The 21,002-nt window shown below is 44.8% G+C and carries 16 protein-coding genes; 10 read left to right on the plus strand and 6 right to left on the minus strand.

What is annotated here, in order from left to right:
* Nucleotides 1–8: 8 nt before the first annotated feature.
* Nucleotides 9–401: a nuclear transport factor 2 family protein gene (locus tag ABDW16_RS15670; RefSeq protein WP_343670940.1), complete on the minus strand. Its 393-nt coding sequence runs from the start codon at nucleotides 399–401 to the stop codon at nucleotides 9–11.
* A gap of 93 nt (nucleotides 402–494) precedes the next feature.
* On the opposite strand from ABDW16_RS15670, the gene ABDW16_RS15675 reads away from it, so the two are divergent.
* Both ABDW16_RS15675 and ABDW16_RS15680 read left to right on the plus strand, forming a co-directional pair.
* Nucleotides 495–1,256, plus strand: a complete 762-nt coding sequence (locus tag ABDW16_RS15675; RefSeq protein ID WP_343670941.1) for an AraC family transcriptional regulator — start codon at nucleotides 495–497, stop codon at nucleotides 1,254–1,256.
* Between the two features lie 62 nt (nucleotides 1,257–1,318).
* Entirely contained in the window at nucleotides 1,319–1,939 is a 621-nt protein-coding gene (locus ABDW16_RS15680) for a class I SAM-dependent methyltransferase (RefSeq protein WP_343670942.1), read from the plus strand.
* Between the two features lie 55 nt (nucleotides 1,940–1,994).
* Here ABDW16_RS15680 and ABDW16_RS15685 read toward each other — a convergent pair whose 3' ends face one another.
* A complete protein-coding gene (locus tag ABDW16_RS15685) occupies nucleotides 1,995–2,876 on the minus strand; it encodes an SDR family oxidoreductase (protein WP_343670944.1) in 882 nt (293 codons plus the stop codon).
* 85 nt (nucleotides 2,877–2,961) lie between these two features.
* Here ABDW16_RS15685 and ABDW16_RS15690 point away from each other — a divergent pair, with 85 nt between their 5' ends.
* The 8 genes from ABDW16_RS15690 (at nucleotide 2,962) to ABDW16_RS15725 (ending at nucleotide 8,914) form a co-directional block, all read left to right on the plus strand.
* Nucleotides 2,962–3,546: a Crp/Fnr family transcriptional regulator gene (locus ABDW16_RS15690; RefSeq protein WP_343670946.1), complete on the plus strand. Its 585-nt coding sequence runs from the start codon at nucleotides 2,962–2,964 to the stop codon at nucleotides 3,544–3,546.
* Between the two features lie 66 nt (nucleotides 3,547–3,612).
* On the plus strand, nucleotides 3,613–4,143 hold the full coding sequence (locus tag ABDW16_RS15695) for a GNAT family N-acetyltransferase (protein WP_343670948.1): 531 nt from the start codon (nucleotides 3,613–3,615) through the stop codon (nucleotides 4,141–4,143).
* A gap of 25 nt (nucleotides 4,144–4,168) precedes the next feature.
* Entirely contained in the window at nucleotides 4,169–4,783 is a 615-nt protein-coding gene (locus ABDW16_RS15700) for a class I SAM-dependent methyltransferase (RefSeq protein ID WP_343670950.1), read from the plus strand.
* Nucleotides 4,784–4,786: 3 nt separating this feature from the next.
* Entirely contained in the window at nucleotides 4,787–5,254 is a 468-nt protein-coding gene (locus tag ABDW16_RS15705; RefSeq protein ID WP_343670951.1) for a CYTH domain-containing protein, read from the plus strand.
* A gap of 6 nt (nucleotides 5,255–5,260) precedes the next feature.
* On the plus strand, nucleotides 5,261–5,698 hold the full coding sequence (locus tag ABDW16_RS15710; protein ID WP_343670952.1) for a hypothetical protein: 438 nt from the start codon (nucleotides 5,261–5,263) through the stop codon (nucleotides 5,696–5,698).
* Between the two features lie 146 nt (nucleotides 5,699–5,844).
* Nucleotides 5,845–7,089, plus strand: coding sequence for a PQQ-dependent sugar dehydrogenase (locus tag ABDW16_RS15715; RefSeq protein ID WP_343670953.1), 1,245 nt, complete (start codon nucleotides 5,845–5,847; stop codon nucleotides 7,087–7,089).
* 99 nt (nucleotides 7,090–7,188) lie between these two features.
* Nucleotides 7,189–7,947, plus strand: coding sequence for an SDR family oxidoreductase (locus tag ABDW16_RS15720; RefSeq protein WP_343670955.1), 759 nt, complete (start codon nucleotides 7,189–7,191; stop codon nucleotides 7,945–7,947).
* 58 nt (nucleotides 7,948–8,005) lie between these two features.
* The gene (locus tag ABDW16_RS15725) at nucleotides 8,006–8,914 is read left to right on the plus strand and encodes a helix-turn-helix transcriptional regulator (RefSeq protein WP_343670956.1); all 909 of its coding nucleotides are present in this window, start codon (nucleotides 8,006–8,008) and stop codon (nucleotides 8,912–8,914) included.
* 77 nt (nucleotides 8,915–8,991) lie between these two features.
* On the opposite strand, the gene ABDW16_RS15730 is transcribed toward ABDW16_RS15725, so the two are convergent.
* The 4 genes from ABDW16_RS15730 to ABDW16_RS15745 form a co-directional block, all read right to left on the minus strand.
* The gene (locus tag ABDW16_RS15730) at nucleotides 8,992–13,137 is read right to left on the minus strand and encodes a WGR domain-containing protein (protein WP_343670958.1); all 4,146 of its coding nucleotides are present in this window, start codon (nucleotides 13,135–13,137) and stop codon (nucleotides 8,992–8,994) included.
* 77 nt (nucleotides 13,138–13,214) lie between these two features.
* Complete coding sequence (locus ABDW16_RS15735) at nucleotides 13,215–15,437, minus strand: TonB-dependent receptor (RefSeq protein ID WP_343670959.1); 2,223 nt, start codon at nucleotides 15,435–15,437, stop codon at nucleotides 13,215–13,217.
* A 77-nt stretch (nucleotides 15,438–15,514) separates the two neighbouring features.
* Nucleotides 15,515–15,901: a hypothetical protein gene (locus tag ABDW16_RS15740; RefSeq protein WP_343670961.1), complete on the minus strand. Its 387-nt coding sequence runs from the start codon at nucleotides 15,899–15,901 to the stop codon at nucleotides 15,515–15,517.
* Between the two features lie 94 nt (nucleotides 15,902–15,995).
* Nucleotides 15,996–20,999, minus strand: coding sequence for a DUF4132 domain-containing protein (locus ABDW16_RS15745; RefSeq protein WP_343670962.1), 5,004 nt, complete (start codon nucleotides 20,997–20,999; stop codon nucleotides 15,996–15,998).
* Nucleotides 21,000–21,002 lie beyond the last annotated feature (3 nt).

The raw sequence follows: 21,002 nt of genomic DNA on the forward strand, positions 1-21,002 counted from the left end.
CCATAAAGTTAGAAAAGTTTACGCTCAGATACGGCAATCGACAGGTCATTAATACTGGCAAACCGTCTTTGCATCAGACCGTTCTCATCAAATTCCCAATTTTCATTGCCATAACTCCGGTACCATTGGCCCTGCGCATCGTGCCATTCATATTCAAATCTGACAGCAATGCGGTTGTCCATAAATGCCCATAATTCTTTCTTTAATTTATATTCCAATTCCCGCTCCCATTTGCGCTGCAAAAAAGCTTTGACCGCTTCCCGTCCATTGATAAACTCATGTCGGTTACGCCATTCGGTATTTACTGTATATGCTAAACTTACGCGCTCAGGATCTTTTGAATTCCAGGCGTCTTCTGCTTTCTGTACCTTTAGTAAGGCTGTTTCTAATGTAAATTTCATGCTGCAAAGTTGCAATGATCTCCTCAACCAGTACATGGACAAATGGAATGAGTGCATGGACAATCCGGCCATAATAAGTACCTTTATCTCATCATGCAACACATTCCCATCAGGACAAATACCAGTTTCAGCATCCGGGATATCAACGGTCAGAACATGGTCCAACCACTTCACCGGCATGATTTCTACTATTTATTAATCTTACAAAAAGGAGCGGGGACGCATAGTATTGACTTCATAGATTATCCTGTCAGTGACCATTCCATCTTCCTGCTTCGCCCCGGGCAGGTGCATGCCATCAACCTTCATTCCAGCAGCACGGGTTATTTAGTGCAATTCAATCCGGGCTTCGATCCCAGTCCATTATTGCGCACCGCCGCACAACAAAACTATTACCAGCTCGAAAACACCCTTGCTTTGTGCACTCAAATTGTTGAAGAATTCTCCAACCCTAAAGAAAAGCATGAAGAAGTCATCAAATCATTACTACATATCTTTTTTATCCACCTCATCCGCGCCCAAAAAACACCACCGGCAAACGATCAATTACAAATCCTGCAGGAACTGATCGCCACTAATATCACCACACATAAACAGGTAGCGGATTACGCTGCCCTGCTACACCTATCTCCCTATCAGCTCAATGCTATTACTAAATCATCCCTTGGCAAAACCTGCTCTACCCTGATCAATGATCATATCATTCTTGAAGCCAAACGCCAGCTACTCGCCACTACTAACCTGATCAATGAAATTGCCTGGCAACTAGGCTATGAAGACGTTTCCTACTTTATTCGTTTCTTCAAAAAACATACAGGACAAACACCTGAATCTTTCCGTCAAAACTTTAAATAGATCCGATTCAATTTCATTTTTGTCCTATCACCATGCCTGCATCAGCGACTAACTTTGTCAACATGACAAACGAGCAATACAAAGCCAGATGGGATGACCGCTATCGCGAAACTGATTTCGCCTATGGCAAAACACCTAATCTATTCTTCAAAGAATGGTTAGACAAACTTGAAAAAGGCACTATCCTTATGCCTGCAGATGGCGAAGGTCGAAACGGCGTATACGCTGCGGCAACAGGCTGGCAGGTGACGGCCACAGACCTGAGCCAGGAAGGAAAAACCAAAGCCCTGCAATTAGCCAGTGAATTACAAACAACACTCACTTATATTGTAGGCGATCTCGAAACTATTCAATTCGAACCTGCATCTTTCGATGCCATTGGTTTGATCTATGCACATTTTCTTCCTGAAAAGAAATCAATATTACACCGTCAGTTAGATGCCTATTTAAAACCAGGTGGCAGTATTATCTTTGAAGCATTCAGCAAAAACCACAAGGCCAATGCACAGGTAGGTGGCCCTACAGATGCAGCATGGCTGTTCTCTGAAGAAGAAATAAAACAAGACTTCCCTGATTATGAGATATTACTATTGAAAGAAGAAATTGTAGGATTAGAAGAAGGGAAATATCACAACGGCCAGGGAACAGTAATAAGATTTATAGGTAGAAAAAAAGCCGTCTGATACAAGACGGCCTTTGCACTTTAATAAAAATTTACGTTTTATTTAAATAGAACATCTATTTAAAATAATTCGCCTCCATATCCGCTATCAATCCAATCTCCTTCGGCTGCCATCCCAGTTTCTCCTGCGTAATCTTACTTGAACTTGGCTGATCCATAGACCACATTATACCAAAGAACCCCATGCTTGCACCCGCCTCCTCCGCAGTAATGCTTTTCAATGGCATATCCAGGTGCTTCGCCATCACCCCTGCCAGCTCCTTTGTGGTAATCCCCTCTTCAGCCACTGCATGATAAATAGCCCCGGGAGTAGATTGTTCCATTGCCAGCACAAACAACCTCGCCGCATCATCCCGATGCACTGCCGGCCATCTGTTCTGACCTTCACCAATATAAAATGCTGCGCCACGTGTCTTTGCCGCATTGATAATAATTGGAATAAATCCCTGATCCCCATTGCCATGCACAGTAGGTGTCAGTCTAACGAGAGATGCATTTCCCCCACGCGCCACCACGGCAGCAACCGCCTCTTCTGTAGCAACCCGTGGCAATAAATCAGCACTCACTACTGGCTGATCCAGCTCAGTGGTCACAGTTCCCCTGGCTATCAGCGCCGTTCCTGAAGCCACCACTATTGGACCTTTTACTACCTCACCCATCGCCTCAATCACGCTCCGGTCCACTTCACAATATTTCTTAAAATCAGTAAAGTCATGGATAAACCCGGTATGTATCACAGCATCTGCCTTTGCCGCACCACGTTTTATACTTTCCAGGTCTTCCAGGTGTCCGTTGTGTACCTCTACACCTGCTGCTTCCAGTTTTTGTACAGCGGCATCATTGCGTGCCAGCCCGATTGGATGATGTCCTGCCTTCAATAATTCCTTTACAATGGCAGAGCCTATAAAGCCCGTAGCGCCAGTCAAAAATACCCGCATAAAAATTTGATTTTATACCACAAATTTGCCCCTGGATCACCTCTTAAAACAAGGTCATTTGACACAATTTTATTACTTTCAGGGTATGTTTGATCGTCTGGAAGCATTATTAACCGCACAACATCCCTTTACAGCTGACGAGTTGCAGGCAATACGCTCGGGGGCCCAGGTCAGGAAAGTACGCAGAAAACAATTGCTGCTACAGGAAGGAGAGGTATGCCTATATAAGATGTTTGTGGCCGAAGGTCTGCTCAAGACATATTATATAAAAGACGACGGTTCCGAACACATTCTCCGGTTTTCTCCTGAAGGCGGCTGGACCACCGATGCCCGGAGTCTTCATAATCAAACGGTATCCAAACTGAACATCGAAGTCATGGAGGATAGCGTTGTTTTACTATGGACACATGAGGTATTAAGCTCCCTTGTGAATACCATTCCTGCCTTACAGGCATATACCAATGACCTGATCAGCCAGAACCTCTATTCCAGTTACGAGCGGATCCTCAGCAATATCAGTGCAACCTCCGAAGAAAAATACCAGGAGTTTGTCAATAACTATCCTGATCTGATCAACAGGGTGCCGCTGCATATGATTGCATCCTTCCTGGGAGTATCGCGGGAAACCCTTAGCCGGATCCGCCACGCACAGCTGAAGCAATCCCACTAACCTGGACTACCACTATTATTACAAATGGACTATATGAATCATCCAGCCATGTAATACATTTGTTCCATGACTTTCAATATTCAACCCACCTTAGAAAACGACCAGGCCCTGCTGGAACCACTGCAGGCAGCTGACTACGATGCGCTTTTTGCCGTGGCTGCCGACCCGGCTATATGGGCACAGCACCCGCAAAATGACCGTTGGAAAGAAGAAGTATTCCGCGACTTTTTCGACATGGCCATTAGCAGTCATGGCGCATTTAGCATCATTGACAAAGCCACAGGTGAAATCGCAGGTAGTACCCGGTACTATGAATATGATCCGGGTAAAAGCATCATCCATATCGGTTACACTTTCTACGCCACCAAATACTGGGGAACGGGTTTTAATAAGGCAGTAAAGAAACTCATGCTGGATTATGCCTTTCAATTTGTGGATAATGTAGGTTTCCATGTAGGCGCAAACAATATCCGTTCACAAATAGCAGTAACCCGCCTGGGTGCCATCAAAGTAGCAGAGGTAGAAATGACTTACCCTGGCCAGCCTGCCCGGCCAAATTTTATATACAATCTCCCTAAGAATGATTATTTGCTTTGAAGGGCTTTCTTTATAGATTTGTTCCATGGAAAATAAATCCGCCCATTGGGAACATGTATATGAAACCAAAGGTCCGGCCGATGTGAGCTGGACCCAGGAAGTACCACAAACCTCCCTCAATTATATCAATGAATGCCAGCTTCCTAAAGACGCCAACATCATCGACATCGGCGGTGGCGACAGCAAACTCGTAGATTTCCTGCTGGAAGCAGGTTATCAAAACATCACTGTGCTCGACATCTCAAAAGCTGCGCTTAATAAAGCACAACAACGCCTGGGCGAAAAAGCATCGCTCGTCACATGGATCGTGCAGGATATTACCACATTTTCGCCGAAAACCACCTACGATTGCTGGCATGACAGAGCCGCATTTCACTTCATGACTACCCCGGAACAAATTCAGCAATACATCTCCGTAGCATCTAACTATATCAGGAAAGGTGGCTACGCCATCATCGGCACCTTTTCAAACGATGGTCCTGAAAAATGTAGTGGTCTCCCTGTAGCCCGCTATTCAGAAACTGCATTGACAGCAACCCTGCAGGTACAGTTCGAAAAGATAAAATGCATTACAGAGGATCATATCACTCCATTCAATACTACGCAGCATTTCTTATTTTGTGCATTCAGGAAAAAGTAATTTATGGCAAAAGAAATAGAAAGGAAATTCCTGCTTAATTTCGATCAATGGCAACAGGTTGAAAAGCCCAAAGGGGAGCATTTCAGACAAGGCTACCTGGTCACCGACCCGCAAAAAACAATCCGCGTAAGGATGACAGATACCACCGGCTATCTCACCATCAAAGGGATTTCTGTCGGCGCCACCCGGCTGGAATATGAATACGAAATTCCCTTCACTGAAGCCAAAGAGCTCTTAGATAATTTTGCTACTTCTGAACTTTCCAAGATCAGGTACAAAATCACCTATCACGATAAAGTATGGGAAGTAGATGAATTCCAGGGTGCCAACGAAGGGTTGCTTGTAGCCGAAATAGAACTGCAAAGTGAAGATGAGACCTTCGACCTGCCAGCATGGGTGGCAAAAGAAGTAACGGGAGAAGAGAAATATTACAACTCTAACCTGACTACACATCCCTATAAAAACTGGTAATCCAATATGATTATCTCATTTGACCTTGACGATACACTGATACCCGGCATCAAAAAGTTCGATACTGTAGAGCGCACATTTTTGCAAAAACTCTGGAAGGTAGAGCAGCTACGTGCTGGAACGATTGAATTGATGCAAGCTTGTCAGGCCAGAGGTCATAAGGTATATGTATACACAACATCTTACCGGCCGCCACGTAGAATATGGTGGATGTTTTATTTATATGGGATCAAACTGGACAGGGTGATCAATCAGCAGGTGCATAATAAATTCGTACATATACCTGCCAGGCCATCTAAATATCCACCTGCTTTTAATATTGATTTACACATTGATGATTCAAAAGGAGTGGAGATGGAAGGTACCCATTTTAACTTCCGGACTATAATCGTCGGTGAAGATAATTTGAACTGGACCAGGGATATTCTGGCGGCAATAGGATAAGCTCTCTTAATGAAAAGGATTCAAGCTGATTACATGCAATTGAATGAATCCCATCGGTAAAGATAACCCAAACTGGGTCTTCGATATGATGATCGCAATAGAATGAGCCCGGTTTTTGATACTATGCTTACTTAAATTCCATCAATATGATCAGACCTATTCAACGCTGTGCAACAATACTGGCATTTACCCTGGCGTCGTGTAGCTCACCCAACGGCGAGCATGTCAATAACCAAACCGACAGTACAGGTACCGACAGCCTCCTCGCACCCGTGGAAACCAAAGCACCTAATTCCGATTACAAACCCGCCTTCAAAGGCCAGACCCGAATTGGTGGTGTAAAAACCAAAACACCCTACGAATTCAAAGTCCTCACTACCGGACTCGAGAATCCATGGGGCATCACCCAATTACCCGACGGCCGCTTTCTCATCACAGAGAAAAAAGGCGATCTCCGCATAGCTACCACTACCGGCGAACTCAGTGCCCCCATCACCGGCCTGCCAGCTGTCAATTCCGCTGGTCAGGGAGGTCTCTTAGGCATCCGGGTAGACCCTGACTTTAGCAAAAACAGGATGGTGTACTGGGTATTCTCTGACCCACTGCCAGAAGGTAACCTGACCGCCGTGGCCAAAGGCAAACTCTCCGCCGACGAAAAAACAATCGAAGGCGCCACTGTTATTTACAAAGCCACGCCTGCCTACAATGGTACCCTCCACTATGGCGGCAGAATTGTTTTCGATAAAGACGGCAACCTCTTCATCAGTACCGGCGAACGTTCTGACCTTCAAACCCGTCCACAGGCCCAACAGCTCAACTCCGCACTTGGCAAAATCTTACACATCACCAAAGACGGCCAACCTGTAGCAGGTAACCCATTTGCAGGACAGGCGGACAAACGTGCTGAAATATGGAGCTATGGCCACAGAAATGTACAAGGTCTTGCTTTCCATCCTGAAACCGGCGACCTGTGGGAAACTGAATTTGGTCCTCGTGGCGGTGATGAAGTGAATCGCATCGAAAAAGGTAAAAACTATGGCTGGGCTACTATCACCTACGGCATTGAATATTCCGGAGAAAAAGTAGGCGAAGGTATTCAGCAGAAAGCGGGTCTGGAACAACCTGTTTATTATTACGATCCTGTGATCAGCCCAAGTGGTATTACTTTCTATTCCGGCAGCGCTATTCCTGAATGGAAAAACAACCTCTTTATTGGCGCGCTGAGTGGCATGCACATTGCCCGCCTGGTGATCAGGGATAATAAAGTAGTGGGAGAGGAAAGACTGCTGGCTGATGAGCAACAACGATTCAGGGATATTACTGAAGGAAAAGATGGCGCTTTGTATGCGATTACAGATGGTGGAAGATTGTATACGATTCATAAGAAATAATGGCATTCCAGCAAATGATTTGATTTTTGCAAAAAACAGATTGATTCCTTTAAACACCACCCGTCCATCCGCTCTTAACTTTGCTATAAACATTACAAAATGGCAAACAAAATAGCACTCATCACCGGCGGCAGCCGCGGCATAGGCCGCGACTCAGCCTTAAACCTGGCTGATAAAGGACTGGATATCATCATCACTTACAATACCCGCATAGAAGATGCGCAAGCTGTAGTCGCTCAAATCGAAGCAACCGGGCAAAAAGCAGCTGCACTCCAGCTAAACACTGGTACCATCAGCAGTTTTGAAGATTTCGCCACACAGCTAAAAAACACCTTAAGTACCCACTTTGGTACAGACCACTTTGATTACTTAGTAAACAACGCTGGCCAGGGTGGATATAGCGCCATCATCGAAGTCACCGAAGCCTTTTTCGACGACCTGCTGAATGTACACTTCAAAGGCGTATATTTTTTAACACAAAAACTCATTCCACTCCTGAATGATGGCGGTGGTATCGTAAATATCTCATCCGGTCTGACCCGTGTATCATTCCCAGGATCATCTGTATACGCCTCTTTCAAAAGTGCAGTAGAGACCTTCACCCGCTATCTTGCAAAAGAACTCGGCAGCAGGGGCATCAGGGCAAACGTAGTAGCACCCGGCGCTACCATGACTGATTTCGGTGGCGCACACCTGCGCAGCAATGCAGAAACGCAGAAAACAGTAGCTGGTGCAACTGCCTTAGGCAGAGTAGGAAAAGCAGAAGATATAGGCGGCGCCATCGCCTTTCTTTGTACAGACGATGCCCGCTGGGTAAACGGACAAAGAATAGAAGCTTCCGGTGGAATGCTTGTATAATATAAATGCCTGCCGTAGTGTGTACGGCAGGCATTTAACAAAATAGTACCTTTATTGTATGCTTACCAATACTTCACTCGAAGAATTTTACAAACGTAACGCCGCCACCTTTCCGGCAGGCCTTACAAAGGATACAGGACATTTCAATGTCTTTGATCCCCAAAAACTCTTTGACAAAGCAACCGGTAATCGCATCATGCCCTACAGCCGCAGGGCCTACTATAAGATCAGCTGGCTAAACGGCAAAAGCCGCGCAGAATATGCTGACAAAGTGATCGAAGTAGAGAAAAATGCACTCCTCTTCGCCACTCCCAAAATCCCATATCACTGGATTCCTGCCGATAGCAACCAGCACGGTCTCTTCTGTATTTTCACCGCCGACTTTCTCATGCCCCGCAAATCAGGTGTTGTACTGGAAGAACTGCCACTATTCCAACCCGGTCACGTGCCGCTTTTTCATTTGAATGACGAAGAAGCACAGGAAGTAGCATATATCTTTAAAAAGATGCAGAAAGAACTGGCTGCTGATTATAAATTCAAATTCGACCTGCTACGCAACCTCGTCATGGAGCTCATCCATTATGGTCAAAAACTGCAACCACTCACCGCACTCAATACCACTCAAAATGCCTCTCAACGTATTTCCATGTTGTTTCTGGAACTACTGGAAAGGCAATTTCCACTGGAATCGCCGGAACAAAGACTAAGCCTGCGTACCCCAAAAGAATACGCAGACCGGCTGGCAGTACATGTAAACCACCTGAATAAAGTATTGAAAGAATCTACAGGTCGTACTACTTCTGAACTCATCAGCAAACGACTGGTAGAAGAAGCAAAGATCCTGCTGAAACAAACCAGCTGGAGCGTTGCTGACATTGCTTATGCTTTAGGCTTTGACGAAGTTTCCCACTTCTCTAATTACTTCAAAAAGCAAACAGCTATCGCGCCACTTACTTTCAGGACATAAATATCTCTAATCCTATCCTCAAAATGTAAACAGCTGCCGCGCCTCTTACATTCCCCATTTCATTCAAAACATACCCTTTAGGACATAATTTTCTCCAACTCTTCCCCAATCGAAAGTTTCAATTTCCTAATCTTCCCCACCGCCTTCTCAAACCCTTTCACATCCCCCGCTTTATGCATCAATAACGCCTGCGTTTCATAAAACGGGTTCAACACCTCCTTATCCTCTATCGCCGCTATCGTCTTCATACACATCTTACTATGCTTCAACCCCTCCACAATCTCACCATGCTCATAACAATGATAGGCCAGACTATTATGCGCATTGCGCAATGCAGCCCGTATAGGATTATGCTCCTCCAGGTACTCCCACAATGTAACCTTCCCCAATTCAGCAATCATCTTACGGCATATCGCCAATGATTCCTCCCGCTGTCCCGCCTCGTACAATGCATACCGCTGATGATCCCATACATATGCCCACAAACGCATTTCACCACTTTGTGCATCAATCAGTAATTTCTCCACCTGCGCCAACCCGCTTAATGCCAGTTCAAATTGCTTATCCTGCACCAATAATGAAGCCTCCCGCATTTGCTCATCAAACGTATCCTGGTTAAACTCATACACACCCGGCACCTCTGGCAATTGAAACGCTGCATAAGCATATTTTATCCACTCCTCTTCATCTATCTCCCCCGCCTTCGCGATATCCTGCGATTGCCGCCAATACTCTTTTGCCGGTTTTTCATCGCCTTTTAAATAACTGATCCATCCCAGGTAATAAACAGCCTGATGACGATAGCTATCTCCTACCTTTACCAACTGCTGTACCGCCAACTCATAATCTCCATTTATAATCAACCCCAATCCCCGGTTCACCGACACATACCCTGCTTCAACCCGCTTTCCAAACCGCTTATCCACTATCTCAAAAGTAGCTGCATAATGCTGATGTGGCACATATATACTAAGCGCTGGCTTCCTTGCCACCACCGCTGCACAAAACTCCGGATCGCGCAATTCAAGCGGTACAAATTTGAAATTTGCAACATCTCTACCCACAGCAATCGCACATATCTTAGCCGTACGCATAGCCAGTGGTACCGCATCTAAATTATAAAACTCACTACCACTAAATACTTTTTCACAAAGCGCTAAGGTCAGCATCGATTTTGGTACATACAGGAAATCATATGCATACAAATCAACCGCTTCCTCCGCTATCTTGGGGGTGATATACTGAGCAGGTACATTATACAAGTGGTCTCCCGCTTTCAGCGCTTTGAGAATAAACGCTTCATCCCAAAAACAGGCCCATACATTTTCAAAAGTATTATAGTCGAATTCTTCCGTCTCCAGGTATTCATTGGTAATGTCCTTCCGCTCTTCCCATGCCGCCGGCATCGACCCGGCCAGGTACTTTTTATAATACGCATAACTATGCTTATTAATCCGCCGAACATCTACCTTATCAATTGTATGCCGCAAAATATGTTGCCCCATCTCTTCCACATCACTCCGTGAACCATAGCGCCAGCGCTCCCTGTTATACTGATCTACAATAAACGGCCACTCGCGCTCCTGCCCATATTTTGCAAAGGCATAATCATATACCTCCTTATCCACCAGTCTTGCAGGAATATTACCAATGGCATGTATCCCCAGGTCTATGGCCTGTAGTATATATTCATTGGTATAATATTTCTTTGGCAGGGGCTTATAATTAACATCTCTCAACCCACCACCAGCTATCAGCGCGATATTCATTCGTTCATCCCTGAATGCCTCCGGTATATGATTATAATTGTATTGATCAAATTTCACCTTTTCAAAACACATCTCATACGTCATCTTCTCTTTTGGCAGATACGCCAGCGACACCCCATGCGGATGCACGGCAAACACCTCCTCCGTCAGGAACTCCGCTGGTATTTCCTCATACCTAAGCGGCGACTCCCTGTCCACTGCCTGCAGGATGATCTCCTGCGTATACAATGCCGGACTTATATATTTTAATATATGCCCGTCCACATCTTTTTGCAATAACAAAGTGGATACCATCTGGCTCGTCCTGAATTGTTCCGGCACCCGCAGCAGGTTATCAAACGATACTGTATTACTATTAAAGAACTCATTCCAATACGCCTGGTCCTTTACTATTTGCGAAGGCCCTTCCGCATCCCAGTTCACCCTCACATTATCGCCATAGAAATAATGCAGGGTCGTATGCTGCTCATAAGGCTGCGCCTTTTTACTATAATAGCTGGCCGTATCATAATTTTTAATCGCCTCCTGCTTATTCCCCTTTAAGTAATAAGCCAGCCCCAACAACCAGGAATTTGAGAAAACAGATCTTACTTCTACCGACTTCTCCAGCAAAACGATCGCCTCATCCAACTTACCTTGCAATATCAACGCTTCGCCCCATACACGCCTCAGGAAATAATCAGATTCACGGCCTGTTTTAGCAAGTTCAATGGCGGCATCATAATTACCCAATCGTACTTCACAAAGCGCCGCTTGCGCGATACAACCATAATCGTATAATAACTTTTCCGGCGATAGCGGAATTCCTTTTTTAAAGTACACCAACGCCTGCTCATAAGCCCTTTCACCAAACAAACATTCTCCTGCTTTGAAATAAGGTAAATAATAACCCGGGGCCGCGGCAATGGCTGCTTTGAAACGATGATAGGCTTCCGGTTTCTCCTGCTGCCCCCTCAGTATCATTCCCTGCTCTGTTAATTGAATCCCTTCCGGCGTCACTCCATCCTTCCATACAGACTGGTTATTCTTCAACGCTTCATAGAATGCACTGAGATTTATACCAAGCATATCATAATGCGCCGCTTCCACCACATAGCACAACTCAGGCCGGAATGCCAATGCATAATTATGCCATGCAAGAAAAACATTATTGGTTTTATAATAGTCCAGTGAATCCTGATCATACAGTGCAGTGATGACCGTATCAGGCCCAAACTCAAAACAATCCAGGTCATAAAACCAGGAAAAGAAATAAGGGGCATTGATTTTTCTGAAAGGCATCTTATGCACCATTTCATCATCCTGTCCCCATGCTACTGCCATATATCGAATGGTTTCTGTGCCGGCAGTATATTGTAATGTATTCAGAATCAGGTAATCGGCAGTAGTATTCCCGGTTACATAATAAGGCACATCCAGTTTTCCGGCTACAGTCAGGTTACCAATCACTACCAATAAACTTCCAGCCCCATCCAGGTTTTTATTCACCTGTAAATCGCCTTCGTATACATAGATATCTCCGTAGTCTTCAAAGTATTCTTCTTCTGTATCATACCCATATTGCCCATCCCAGTTGTCGAATAACTGATCTACATCTAACAGGTCCAATACTTCTCTATAAGGCAGTTCTTTAAATCCATATTCATTGGCCTCTTCTGAAGCTTCTGCTGAAGTTTCTTCTGACACCTCTTCTAAGGCATCTTCTGAAGATTCCACAACTACCTTCTCAGTCACAGTATACGTCGCCCCCGCCTTCGCCTCCAACACCGGTGCCAGTAACTCCATAAACTCCTCCTCACTATAATGCTGAAACTCCTTCTCAAAATATATCAGATAAATCCCCACAGGATTATTCACCAATACCCACTTCTCATCTCCACTAATAATCAACCCTAACACAATCGTCCGCTGGGATAAAAAATCCCGCTCATCATCCAATGCATCAAAATGACAGCTGTGTATATGGCAATAAACAGAAAGAAACCCATACAGGTTATTCGCATTCTGCCCATTTTCATCAAAAGCATAAATGGCACAAACAAAATCATCCTTGTCAAAAAAGAAAGAACCCTTTTCCAGCCAGTAAGCCTGAAATTCCTCATCCATGGGGAATCCCACAGCTGCTTCCATCTCTTTGATGTGATCAGCCGTTACAGGTGTAATTTCTACCTTGTCAGGAAACTGCGCTTCCAGTATCCTGGCTACCGCTATTAAATCATTGTACAACTCTTTGGGTGGCAGGTCTTCCACCACAGGTTTGTAGCCTTTCTTTGTTTTTTCAGCAATGAGTTTTTCTGCTGCTTTGATACAGTCTTCTACAGAGGAGAATAGTTTTGTCTGAGCTTGTCCCGTTGTGCCGTATTTCCCAAATATTACGGTCAGACTTGTTAGGTTAATCTCAATGTTCCAAAATTTGTGCGAATTCTCGTCCTGGTAAATGAATTTCTTCTTCATGCAGTAATGGGGGTCGGTTTACGGGCGCCAAATTATATAAATAATTTCAATAACCTATAACCCCCATTACGCTATCATTAAATTTTATATCTCAACCCGCCATAAAACATTCTTCCAATCACCGGTCCCCATACCATACCCGCATCAAAACCAGCACCAAACGGCTGTCCCGCATTAATCACCGGATCCTTCTGGTAAAAATTAGTCAGGTTCTCTGCACCCACATAGATATCCAGTCTCTTCGCAAATGTCTTACTCACCTGTGCATTCATGGTCACATAACTTTGTGAATATGCTTCAGGACTCACCGCCGTCATCGGTATCCGCTTAGGACCATTGTAATTCACTGTATAATCAAATTTCCAGGTCTTCACCCCATACGCCAGGTTAGCAAATACACGATGCTTAGCCGTGAGCGGTCTTTGTTTTAAAATACCGCTATAAGTGGTCTTTACATCAAAATAACGGTAAGCTACCCGCACATCCAGTTTAGGCAATGGTTCCGCCGTAATCTCTGCCTGCATACTATTGGAATAAGACTTTCCATCCAGGTTATAAAACTTTGCGGCTGTTGGATCTTCTAAATCCACTACCACCTGGTCATTGAAATCATTCCTGAAATAATCCACACTCACCATCGCATCGCGGCCAAACAACGTCAGCTTTTGGTCTACACTGATCCCTTTATTCCACGCTACTTCCGGGTTCAAACCATACGCCTTGCCACCCGTCGTACCCAGGATATTGATGTTCCTCGCACTCGCCATCACACTCATATTCTCCGCCAGGATGTTCGCCGTCCGCTGACCTCTACCCGCACTTACACGTACGGTAGTTCCCGGAAAAGGCTCATACCTCACATGAATACGAGGTGTCAGGAAAAAGCCAAACAGGCTGTTATTATCTCCACGCAAACCTGCTACTACACTGAAGGTTTCAACAGGCGTAAAGGTGTATTCGAAAAATGCACCCGGTACCACCTCTGTTCTTTTATACTTCAGCGCATTCAAAGTCTCATTATAGTTGTCATTCAAAAAGCTCAAACCTGTTCTGAACTTATGGGTAGTCGTACCAATAATAGACTGATAAATCAGGTTTGCATACACACTCTTCTGATCGCCATCATACTTCGTCACACCAAAATAAGAGTTCTGCGTATGACTGATACCCGCTAACTGCAACCCTACGCTCTTATAAGGTTTAGATGGAAAGGTATACCCAATCTTTGCAAACGCCTCATACCTGTCTGTATTAATACCCAGTCCATACAAAGAAGAACCGGATTTATAATCTATCTGTCCGCCCTTCTTTTCATCTTTCAACACCTTCACCCCAAAGATGGTCATAAACCCTTTTCCATTATCATACTTCCACCTGTTCACCGCGCTGAACAGGTTCCCGGTAGGTACATCCCTAAAACCATCTTTCGTGAAATCTACTTTCTTATTTGCCAGGAAATCATCGTGCAATAACAACCCTACAGACCACTTTGAATTGATCTTTTGCGCCAGGTTCACATTTACATCCGTCTTGCCAAAGTCGTTCACATACACATTAGCATATAATTGTTCACTATTCTCTGGTTTCTTTAATTCCACGTTGATTTGCCCGGCTATGCTTTCATAACCATTCGCTACTGAACCAATCCCTTTGGTCAGCTGGATAGATTCTACCCATGGGCCTGCAATTGAGTTCAGACCTAATGGCGTAGCCAAACCTCGCGGACCAGGCAGGTTTTCCACCGTCAGTTGGGTATAATTCCCACTCAGTCCTAATAACTGGATCTGTTTGGAACCAGTGATGGCATCATTATAAGATACATCTACTGAAGGATTGGTTTCAAAGCTCTCGCTTAAATTACAACAGGCAGCCTTTAATAATTCCTTACTGGTCATTACTTCTGTCCTTGCGGTAGCAAGAGAAGATATTTGCGTAGTTTTGACACGGGTATTCACCACCACCTCTTTTAACTGCTGTTCATTCACCCTGTAGTGACAACATTCCGGCAATGCATTGTAAGCCTTTGCACTGGCCTTCTTATTATCTACGTCATGCCCTGCTTTCAGAATACGGTCTTCAATTGTATTTACATTTGTTTGTGTAGAATCATACTCCAGGTGCAGCATTTTACTTTCTACATCCCAATGAGCCATATTCACACCACTACCTTTGGCGGCAGTTTCAATTCTATGCTGACATTGGTCACAAACGCCGGATACAGGTATAGATATATGTTGTTGTGCAGATAGGATATTTGAATAGCATAATAGGAAACCTATTAGCATAATAAACTTATACATAAAGTTAAAACTTGAAAAATAAATAGAAAGAAATCACATCTTAGCCTGAGGATGGCTAATTCACTTATTGTGGGGTATCAAACTCTATAAATACAATGCAGAATATAACCGGGGACAATATTATGTAGTGGTGGCCCATTACCACAATTCAACTGGTAGGGCAGATCTGTTACAGGTTCTGCAGTCCATGCACTAAGCTGTACATTCACCAGTGTAAAGAAGAATGTGGATGGAACAGTCACACCCGCAGCAGAGAAATGACTATCCTCTACCTTCAGGGTCTTAAAGGCCGTTTCGCAACAACCCTTGTGCTCCTTCTCCATTTCGCACTCATGCTTGGTAGCACCCGCCAGCCCAACGGAGACCTCCTTCAGCTTACCACAACAATAAAACTGCTTTACACCCAGACCAACAAGGGTCAGAGAGTAAAGCAGTAATAAACATATTGCGGTTATCCTTTTCATGTACCAACAAAGATACAACTCCGGATGTATATAATTTAAGATAAGATTTATATTATTTCAGCAAAAGGGTCCGCCTAACCTAAGTCATACATAATCAAAACGTTAACTGTTGAATAATGGTCGGATCCTGGATCTCTTTGTCCCTTGCAAGTAACAATACTTTAGACATCACTTCGGCTGACTTAGGATCGTCGTCTGCAAATGGCAGGAACAATCTTCCCCGCTGCTGTGAATGCACCGGCAGGATAGACAGGTACCTGCCCGGCATCATATGTACAATGGCACTTCCCAGGTGTACACTGTATTCGCCGTATTGCCCCCTGATCTTCGCGTGGTTACCCACTACAGTCACGTTGTCCAGTTTAAACAACCTCGCGGTTTCTTTCAGCAATACCGCCCTCATTTCGATAGTAGAATGACTTGCCTCCGGATCTACACCACCCACATGCGCCACACTTACCACCAGGTCAATATCGCGCATGACCTCACTGAAGATGCGTGGGTCAATATCTTTGAAGGCGACATTCTTATACGTCTTCAGGTCATGGAAGATCACCTCTTCCAGCACCGGGCTTTCTACTTCCGCAGGGGAGAACCAGTTTGCCTGTGCATACATCTTCACCACAAACCCTTCCTTGTGGAATGCCTTTTGCAAACCTTCTTCATGGTCTACTTTCCAGCCTCTTGATTTCAGCAATGCCACCGTCTTCGCTGGCTGTACCTGGTGACCAGCGTAACGGCGGGAGATGGATTTCTCTTCCAGTTCTTCTGCCAATGGAGTATACAGTTCGCGGAAGATTTGTTTAAACGGTTGTTGTAAGCGCTGCGCAAAACAATAATGCTGGTAATCCGCCCAACTACCACTGGCATAGAGGTCTGTACAGTGTGCTATGCGCACCACCTCATCTTCCGCAATCATCACTTTAGTGCCAGCAGCTGATACCAATGTATGATCCTTCCAGAAACCATGTCCTTTACTGGTCACAAACACCAGCTTTTCCAAATGCTTTGCAATCACCGGGTGACTAAACAAACCAGCCAACTCTGGCGCTTCAAAGCCATCACCTCTTACCATGGCTTCTTCCAGCGACTTACGTGAACGACGGAATTGCTCCTTCAGTGTTTTCTTAAACTCCTGTAGTTCCAGTACTTTCTTATCCTTCTTATACTTTGCCGGTACAGCCGCCAGTTTTTTATCACCTTTGAAAGCCACTACATCTGCTTCGCCATCATCTTCGATGATCAGGCCAATCAGCACATCATCATATTGTACCTGTGTTTCTTTAGCAAGAATATGCTGTACCTGTTTGGTTTCCATTGCCCAGCTCAGGCGCATCGGATCAGCATACCCTGCATTCCTTGCCAGGTTCTCCATCGCAATGCGGATAGCAATACCTTCGCTGGTTTGTTTTTGCGCACCAAACTGTTTGCTCTCCTTTTTGAATTGCTGAATGTATTCATATCTGCCAAGGATATCCTTTTGTGGATTTGCCTTGCTCAATGGAATCAATCCATACATGCGCAGGTAATCCTGGTCTCTTTTCTCCTTCACCTTTTGAGTCACCTCTTTGATCTTCAGATCACCGGTGATTACATCGGCATACAAACGTGCCCTGCGATGACCATTTCCATCACTGATATATTTCGCAGCGTTATACACTTTTTGCCAACGGTCTTTACCAATTTCTTTGTATGCCTGCTGGAACCAGTCTTTATCCACCGCACCATCTTTAAAGTCCTGCAACTCAATAGAAGTATACAGTGCTACAGCGCTTTCAAAATCAGCATTATTGGCGGAGTAAGCGTCAGATTTGGTATGCACATGCAACCACCAGATAGCGGTATCCAGCCCTTTCCAGTTCAGATAACCACTTACCAGCTTTTGCCATTGCGGGGCATATACCGCAGCTTCTATCAGTCGTTCTTCTTTTGCACTGATGGCACGCATGGCATCGTTAAATTGTTCCTGCGTATCAGTAGAAGATGGATAACATTTTTTAAGCAGCGAACTGAATTGCTGTTGCTTATTTTTATGATCAGCAGAATAGATATATCCTTTATGTAAGGAGTCTTTACCCAACCCGGCCAGTATTTGTGCAAAACGATGCGTACCTTCCAGTCTTTCTATTGCAGTCACAAAAGCCGATACAGGAGTAGCAGAGTCACCGCGTTTCAATTCAATATCCAGCAATTGTTCTCTCACACGGATGTACATGTCCTGCAGGAATGGATAGTCAGCAAAGTAATCACGCTGTCCCTTATACCTCCGTTTTGTAGATAACTCCCGGATATGATCGCGGGATATTATTCCCCTATACATTTCACTTTCAGCAATCACACCTGTGCTAAATGCGCGGCAGAACAGATCCAACGGGGGTATGGCAGCCATGACATTCTCCTTCAGACCGCTAAACTGGCGCCAGTGGTACAATTGCCATACAGGGGCTACCAGGTGATCCGGAATTTTAGATACATTTATTTTTAACAGGAACCAGTTCAGCATTTGCTCGGACTGCCAGCCATAGTTATAATTGCCTTTAGTGAGCCGGCTTTCGGGAATGTTTGCAAACAATCGGGTAGTAGCCCCCACCAGGAATGCTGTCTGCTCATTGAATGGGAATACCAGTCGCAGGGCATTAAGGATACTGCTGACCAGGTGGAGTTTTCCGGTACGCACTTCCTGCGTAATTTCCTTAGGCAGGTAAGCCGCCATTTTGGGGATATATGATTCTGCCAGTGGCTCAGCCTCCTGGTAACTATAGTGGTATTGCTTCGCAGCAATTTCGTCCATTATATACAGATCTCGCGGTTGTAACCCCGATGCTTCAAACCATTGTTTCCATATTTCAGGTAATGGGTAGGCAGCGTATTGTTCTTCAGTCGTCAGACTGTCGGGGATCCTGTAATACTTACTGCGGAAAACATTTCCCAGCAGCAGCTTGTATCTTGCATCGTCGTAATGTTCTACTTCATACTCATGATCCTGGTTAGCGACTAACAGGTCTATCAATTTCTTAATTTCTTCCTGAATGTATGCTGCGGGTTTAGAGAAGCCAAATGGCGACTCCTTTATACATTTACCATAATAGTCATTCTCATCAATCACAGGCCTGGTGGGAGCCTGTATCAATGCAGGATTATACAAACCATATCCATTCTCCTCATTATAAACGATAGTCGCATTTTCGGTCGTGAGCTCCTTCAGTAATATTTCTTCTTTCGGAGAGATATTCTTCCTTTCGCTGAATACCAGCAACAATGGATGAATTTCAGCAGTGAGACGATCCCGCTGTTTACACTGACTGGCTATGTCCAGGCCAGCCAGCCGTTGTTCGCCATCACCCTGCAGCAAGGCATTCACTGCATATAACAACAGTTCATCCGTTTGATTTAACAGGATTCCGATAGCCCTGCTTCTCATACCGCTACTCTTGCGTCTGAGCATATCAATCAATACAGTATTCTCCGTTTCGTCCAGCTGCAAAGTATCCAGCACATTGAAAGCAGCTTTTTGCAGAAAGTCGCCTTTCTCTTTAATAATGCGCATAGCGAAGTTGCGCTGAAAACTGGTAACGGCAGTTTTGGGCTTGCTATTATCCCAATAATATACAGCATAACCAGGCAGGATTACTTTTGCCAGTTTCTCCTTTACATCCAGGGTCATTTCTTCGAAGTAGGAAAGTACAATGTCCAGTCGGTCGGGGTATTCCAATACCAGTTCAACCATGGAGCTGAGTACGTTACTCCTGCTATAAGTCAGGTTCAACCAGGAAAATGCAATGCCGCTAAAAGTCTTTTCCTTTACAGCAGAGCGTTGCAGGATCCGGTGCAGCTTATCGAACAGGCCGGGGTAGTACTGGTCATAATGTTTAGCATTGTAGTACATCCGAAGCTGAAGCATGTTCACAGCTATAGCATTCACTACCAGGCTCTCGTCTTCAATACCCGCCATAATTACAGGCAGGTCCAGTTGAAAATGGCCTGCTTCCAGTGCAAACTTCACAGCTATTACACGCTTTTCTTCTGATGGCGATTGCAGTAACTCCTGCAGGTAAGGAAGTGTGTCATCTACATTATACACACCTTGTGCCCAAAGGGCCATATATACGTCTGCATTATTTTTGCTTTTTACCCCTTCCGGAATTTCGGAAGTGTTAAACATGTAATAACTTGCTTTGAGCAGGAAAGCGTTGATAGCCGATTCTTTTTCAGCTTCCCAGCTTACACCCGCCCATACGTCGATAGCCCTGATCACAGCGGCAAACCTGGTGAGCTTATTATCTGCAATCACGCGCAACATATGTCTGAAAGCGCCAGGGGTACTGGTATCAACAGATTCGACGATGGATTGTCTTAAGCCCTCCTGTCTTTGCGCAGCAAGCAATAATTTTTCCACCAGTACCCAGCAGTCTTCGCGCTCGCTCACCAGCAGGGCTTTGATGATATTGTTGGTCACTTTTCCGGTTTCAGCCTTGTTGTATACAATATCTTCCATCAGCTGAAAAACCGCTTCATTACCAGCATCCAGTGCTGCAGCCCATATATGGTACAGGTAGCCCATAGACTGCTGATGATCCCAGGAGATCTGTTCCTGGATAGTAGTATCGTATACCTGATAAGAATAAGTAGTGCCATATTCTTTGTGATATACCTGGAAGATAGCATTGACGAGGAAATCCAACTGATTGGGCAGGTACAATTCCCTGGTGCCCCGGGAGCGGAACGAGCGGCGATAGTAGCCTTTCTGATAGGCCAGCCGGGGAAACTTCTTCCATGCAATGCGCACATATTCTGCTTTTTCATCGCCAAATATATAGCGGAGCAGGTTATACATTTCAGGATCGTCCCACTCGTTGTCAGGCAGCAATTCTACCATACCGAAATAGCGTTTGCTGCCGTATTTGATATCAGTAGTATAATCATTGTGGGGAATCTCGTATCCTTCAAATTTCCCCAATAGTAACAGGGCTACCTGTGTATTTCGCTTTGTGAGCAGTTCGTGTGTGGCATCGCCATTGTACACGGATACTAAAGTTGTAATGAGGTTTTTCTCAAAATCCGGAATGATCCTCGTGTCGAGGAACTCTTTTGCATTCATCGT

The sequence above is a fragment of the Chitinophaga sp. genome, from assembly GCF_039596135.1.
Lineage (GTDB): Bacteria > Bacteroidota > Bacteroidia > Chitinophagales > Chitinophagaceae > Chitinophaga.

Excerpts from the sequence above, each read along its gene's own strand:
- ABDW16_RS15670 (WP_343670940.1), bottom strand. The coding sequence starts at position 401 with ATGAAATTTACATTAGAAACAGCCTTACTAAAGGTACAGAAAGCAGAA.
- ABDW16_RS15675 (WP_343670941.1), top strand. The coding sequence starts at position 495 with ATGCAACACATTCCCATCAGGACAAATACCAGTTTCAGCATCCGGGAT.
- ABDW16_RS15680 (WP_343670942.1), top strand. The coding sequence starts at position 1,319 with ATGACAAACGAGCAATACAAAGCCAGATGGGATGACCGCTATCGCGAA.
- ABDW16_RS15685 (WP_343670944.1), bottom strand. The coding sequence starts at position 2,876 with ATGCGGGTATTTTTGACTGGCGCTACGGGCTTTATAGGCTCTGCCATT.
- ABDW16_RS15690 (WP_343670946.1), top strand. The coding sequence starts at position 2,962 with ATGTTTGATCGTCTGGAAGCATTATTAACCGCACAACATCCCTTTACA.
- ABDW16_RS15695 (WP_343670948.1), top strand. The coding sequence starts at position 3,613 with ATGACTTTCAATATTCAACCCACCTTAGAAAACGACCAGGCCCTGCTG.
- ABDW16_RS15700 (WP_343670950.1), top strand. The coding sequence starts at position 4,169 with ATGGAAAATAAATCCGCCCATTGGGAACATGTATATGAAACCAAAGGT.
- ABDW16_RS15705 (WP_343670951.1), top strand. The coding sequence starts at position 4,787 with ATGGCAAAAGAAATAGAAAGGAAATTCCTGCTTAATTTCGATCAATGG.
- ABDW16_RS15710 (WP_343670952.1), top strand. The coding sequence starts at position 5,261 with ATGATTATCTCATTTGACCTTGACGATACACTGATACCCGGCATCAAA.
- ABDW16_RS15715 (WP_343670953.1), top strand. The coding sequence starts at position 5,845 with ATGATCAGACCTATTCAACGCTGTGCAACAATACTGGCATTTACCCTG.
- ABDW16_RS15720 (WP_343670955.1), top strand. The coding sequence starts at position 7,189 with ATGGCAAACAAAATAGCACTCATCACCGGCGGCAGCCGCGGCATAGGC.
- ABDW16_RS15725 (WP_343670956.1), top strand. The coding sequence starts at position 8,006 with ATGCTTACCAATACTTCACTCGAAGAATTTTACAAACGTAACGCCGCC.
- ABDW16_RS15730 (WP_343670958.1), bottom strand. The coding sequence starts at position 13,137 with ATGAAGAAGAAATTCATTTACCAGGACGAGAATTCGCACAAATTTTGG.
- ABDW16_RS15735 (WP_343670959.1), bottom strand. The coding sequence starts at position 15,437 with ATGTATAAGTTTATTATGCTAATAGGTTTCCTATTATGCTATTCAAAT.
- ABDW16_RS15740 (WP_343670961.1), bottom strand. The coding sequence starts at position 15,901 with ATGAAAAGGATAACCGCAATATGTTTATTACTGCTTTACTCTCTGACC.
- ABDW16_RS15745 (WP_343670962.1), bottom strand. The coding sequence starts at position 20,999 with ATGAATGCAAAAGAGTTCCTCGACACGAGGATCATTCCGGATTTTGAG.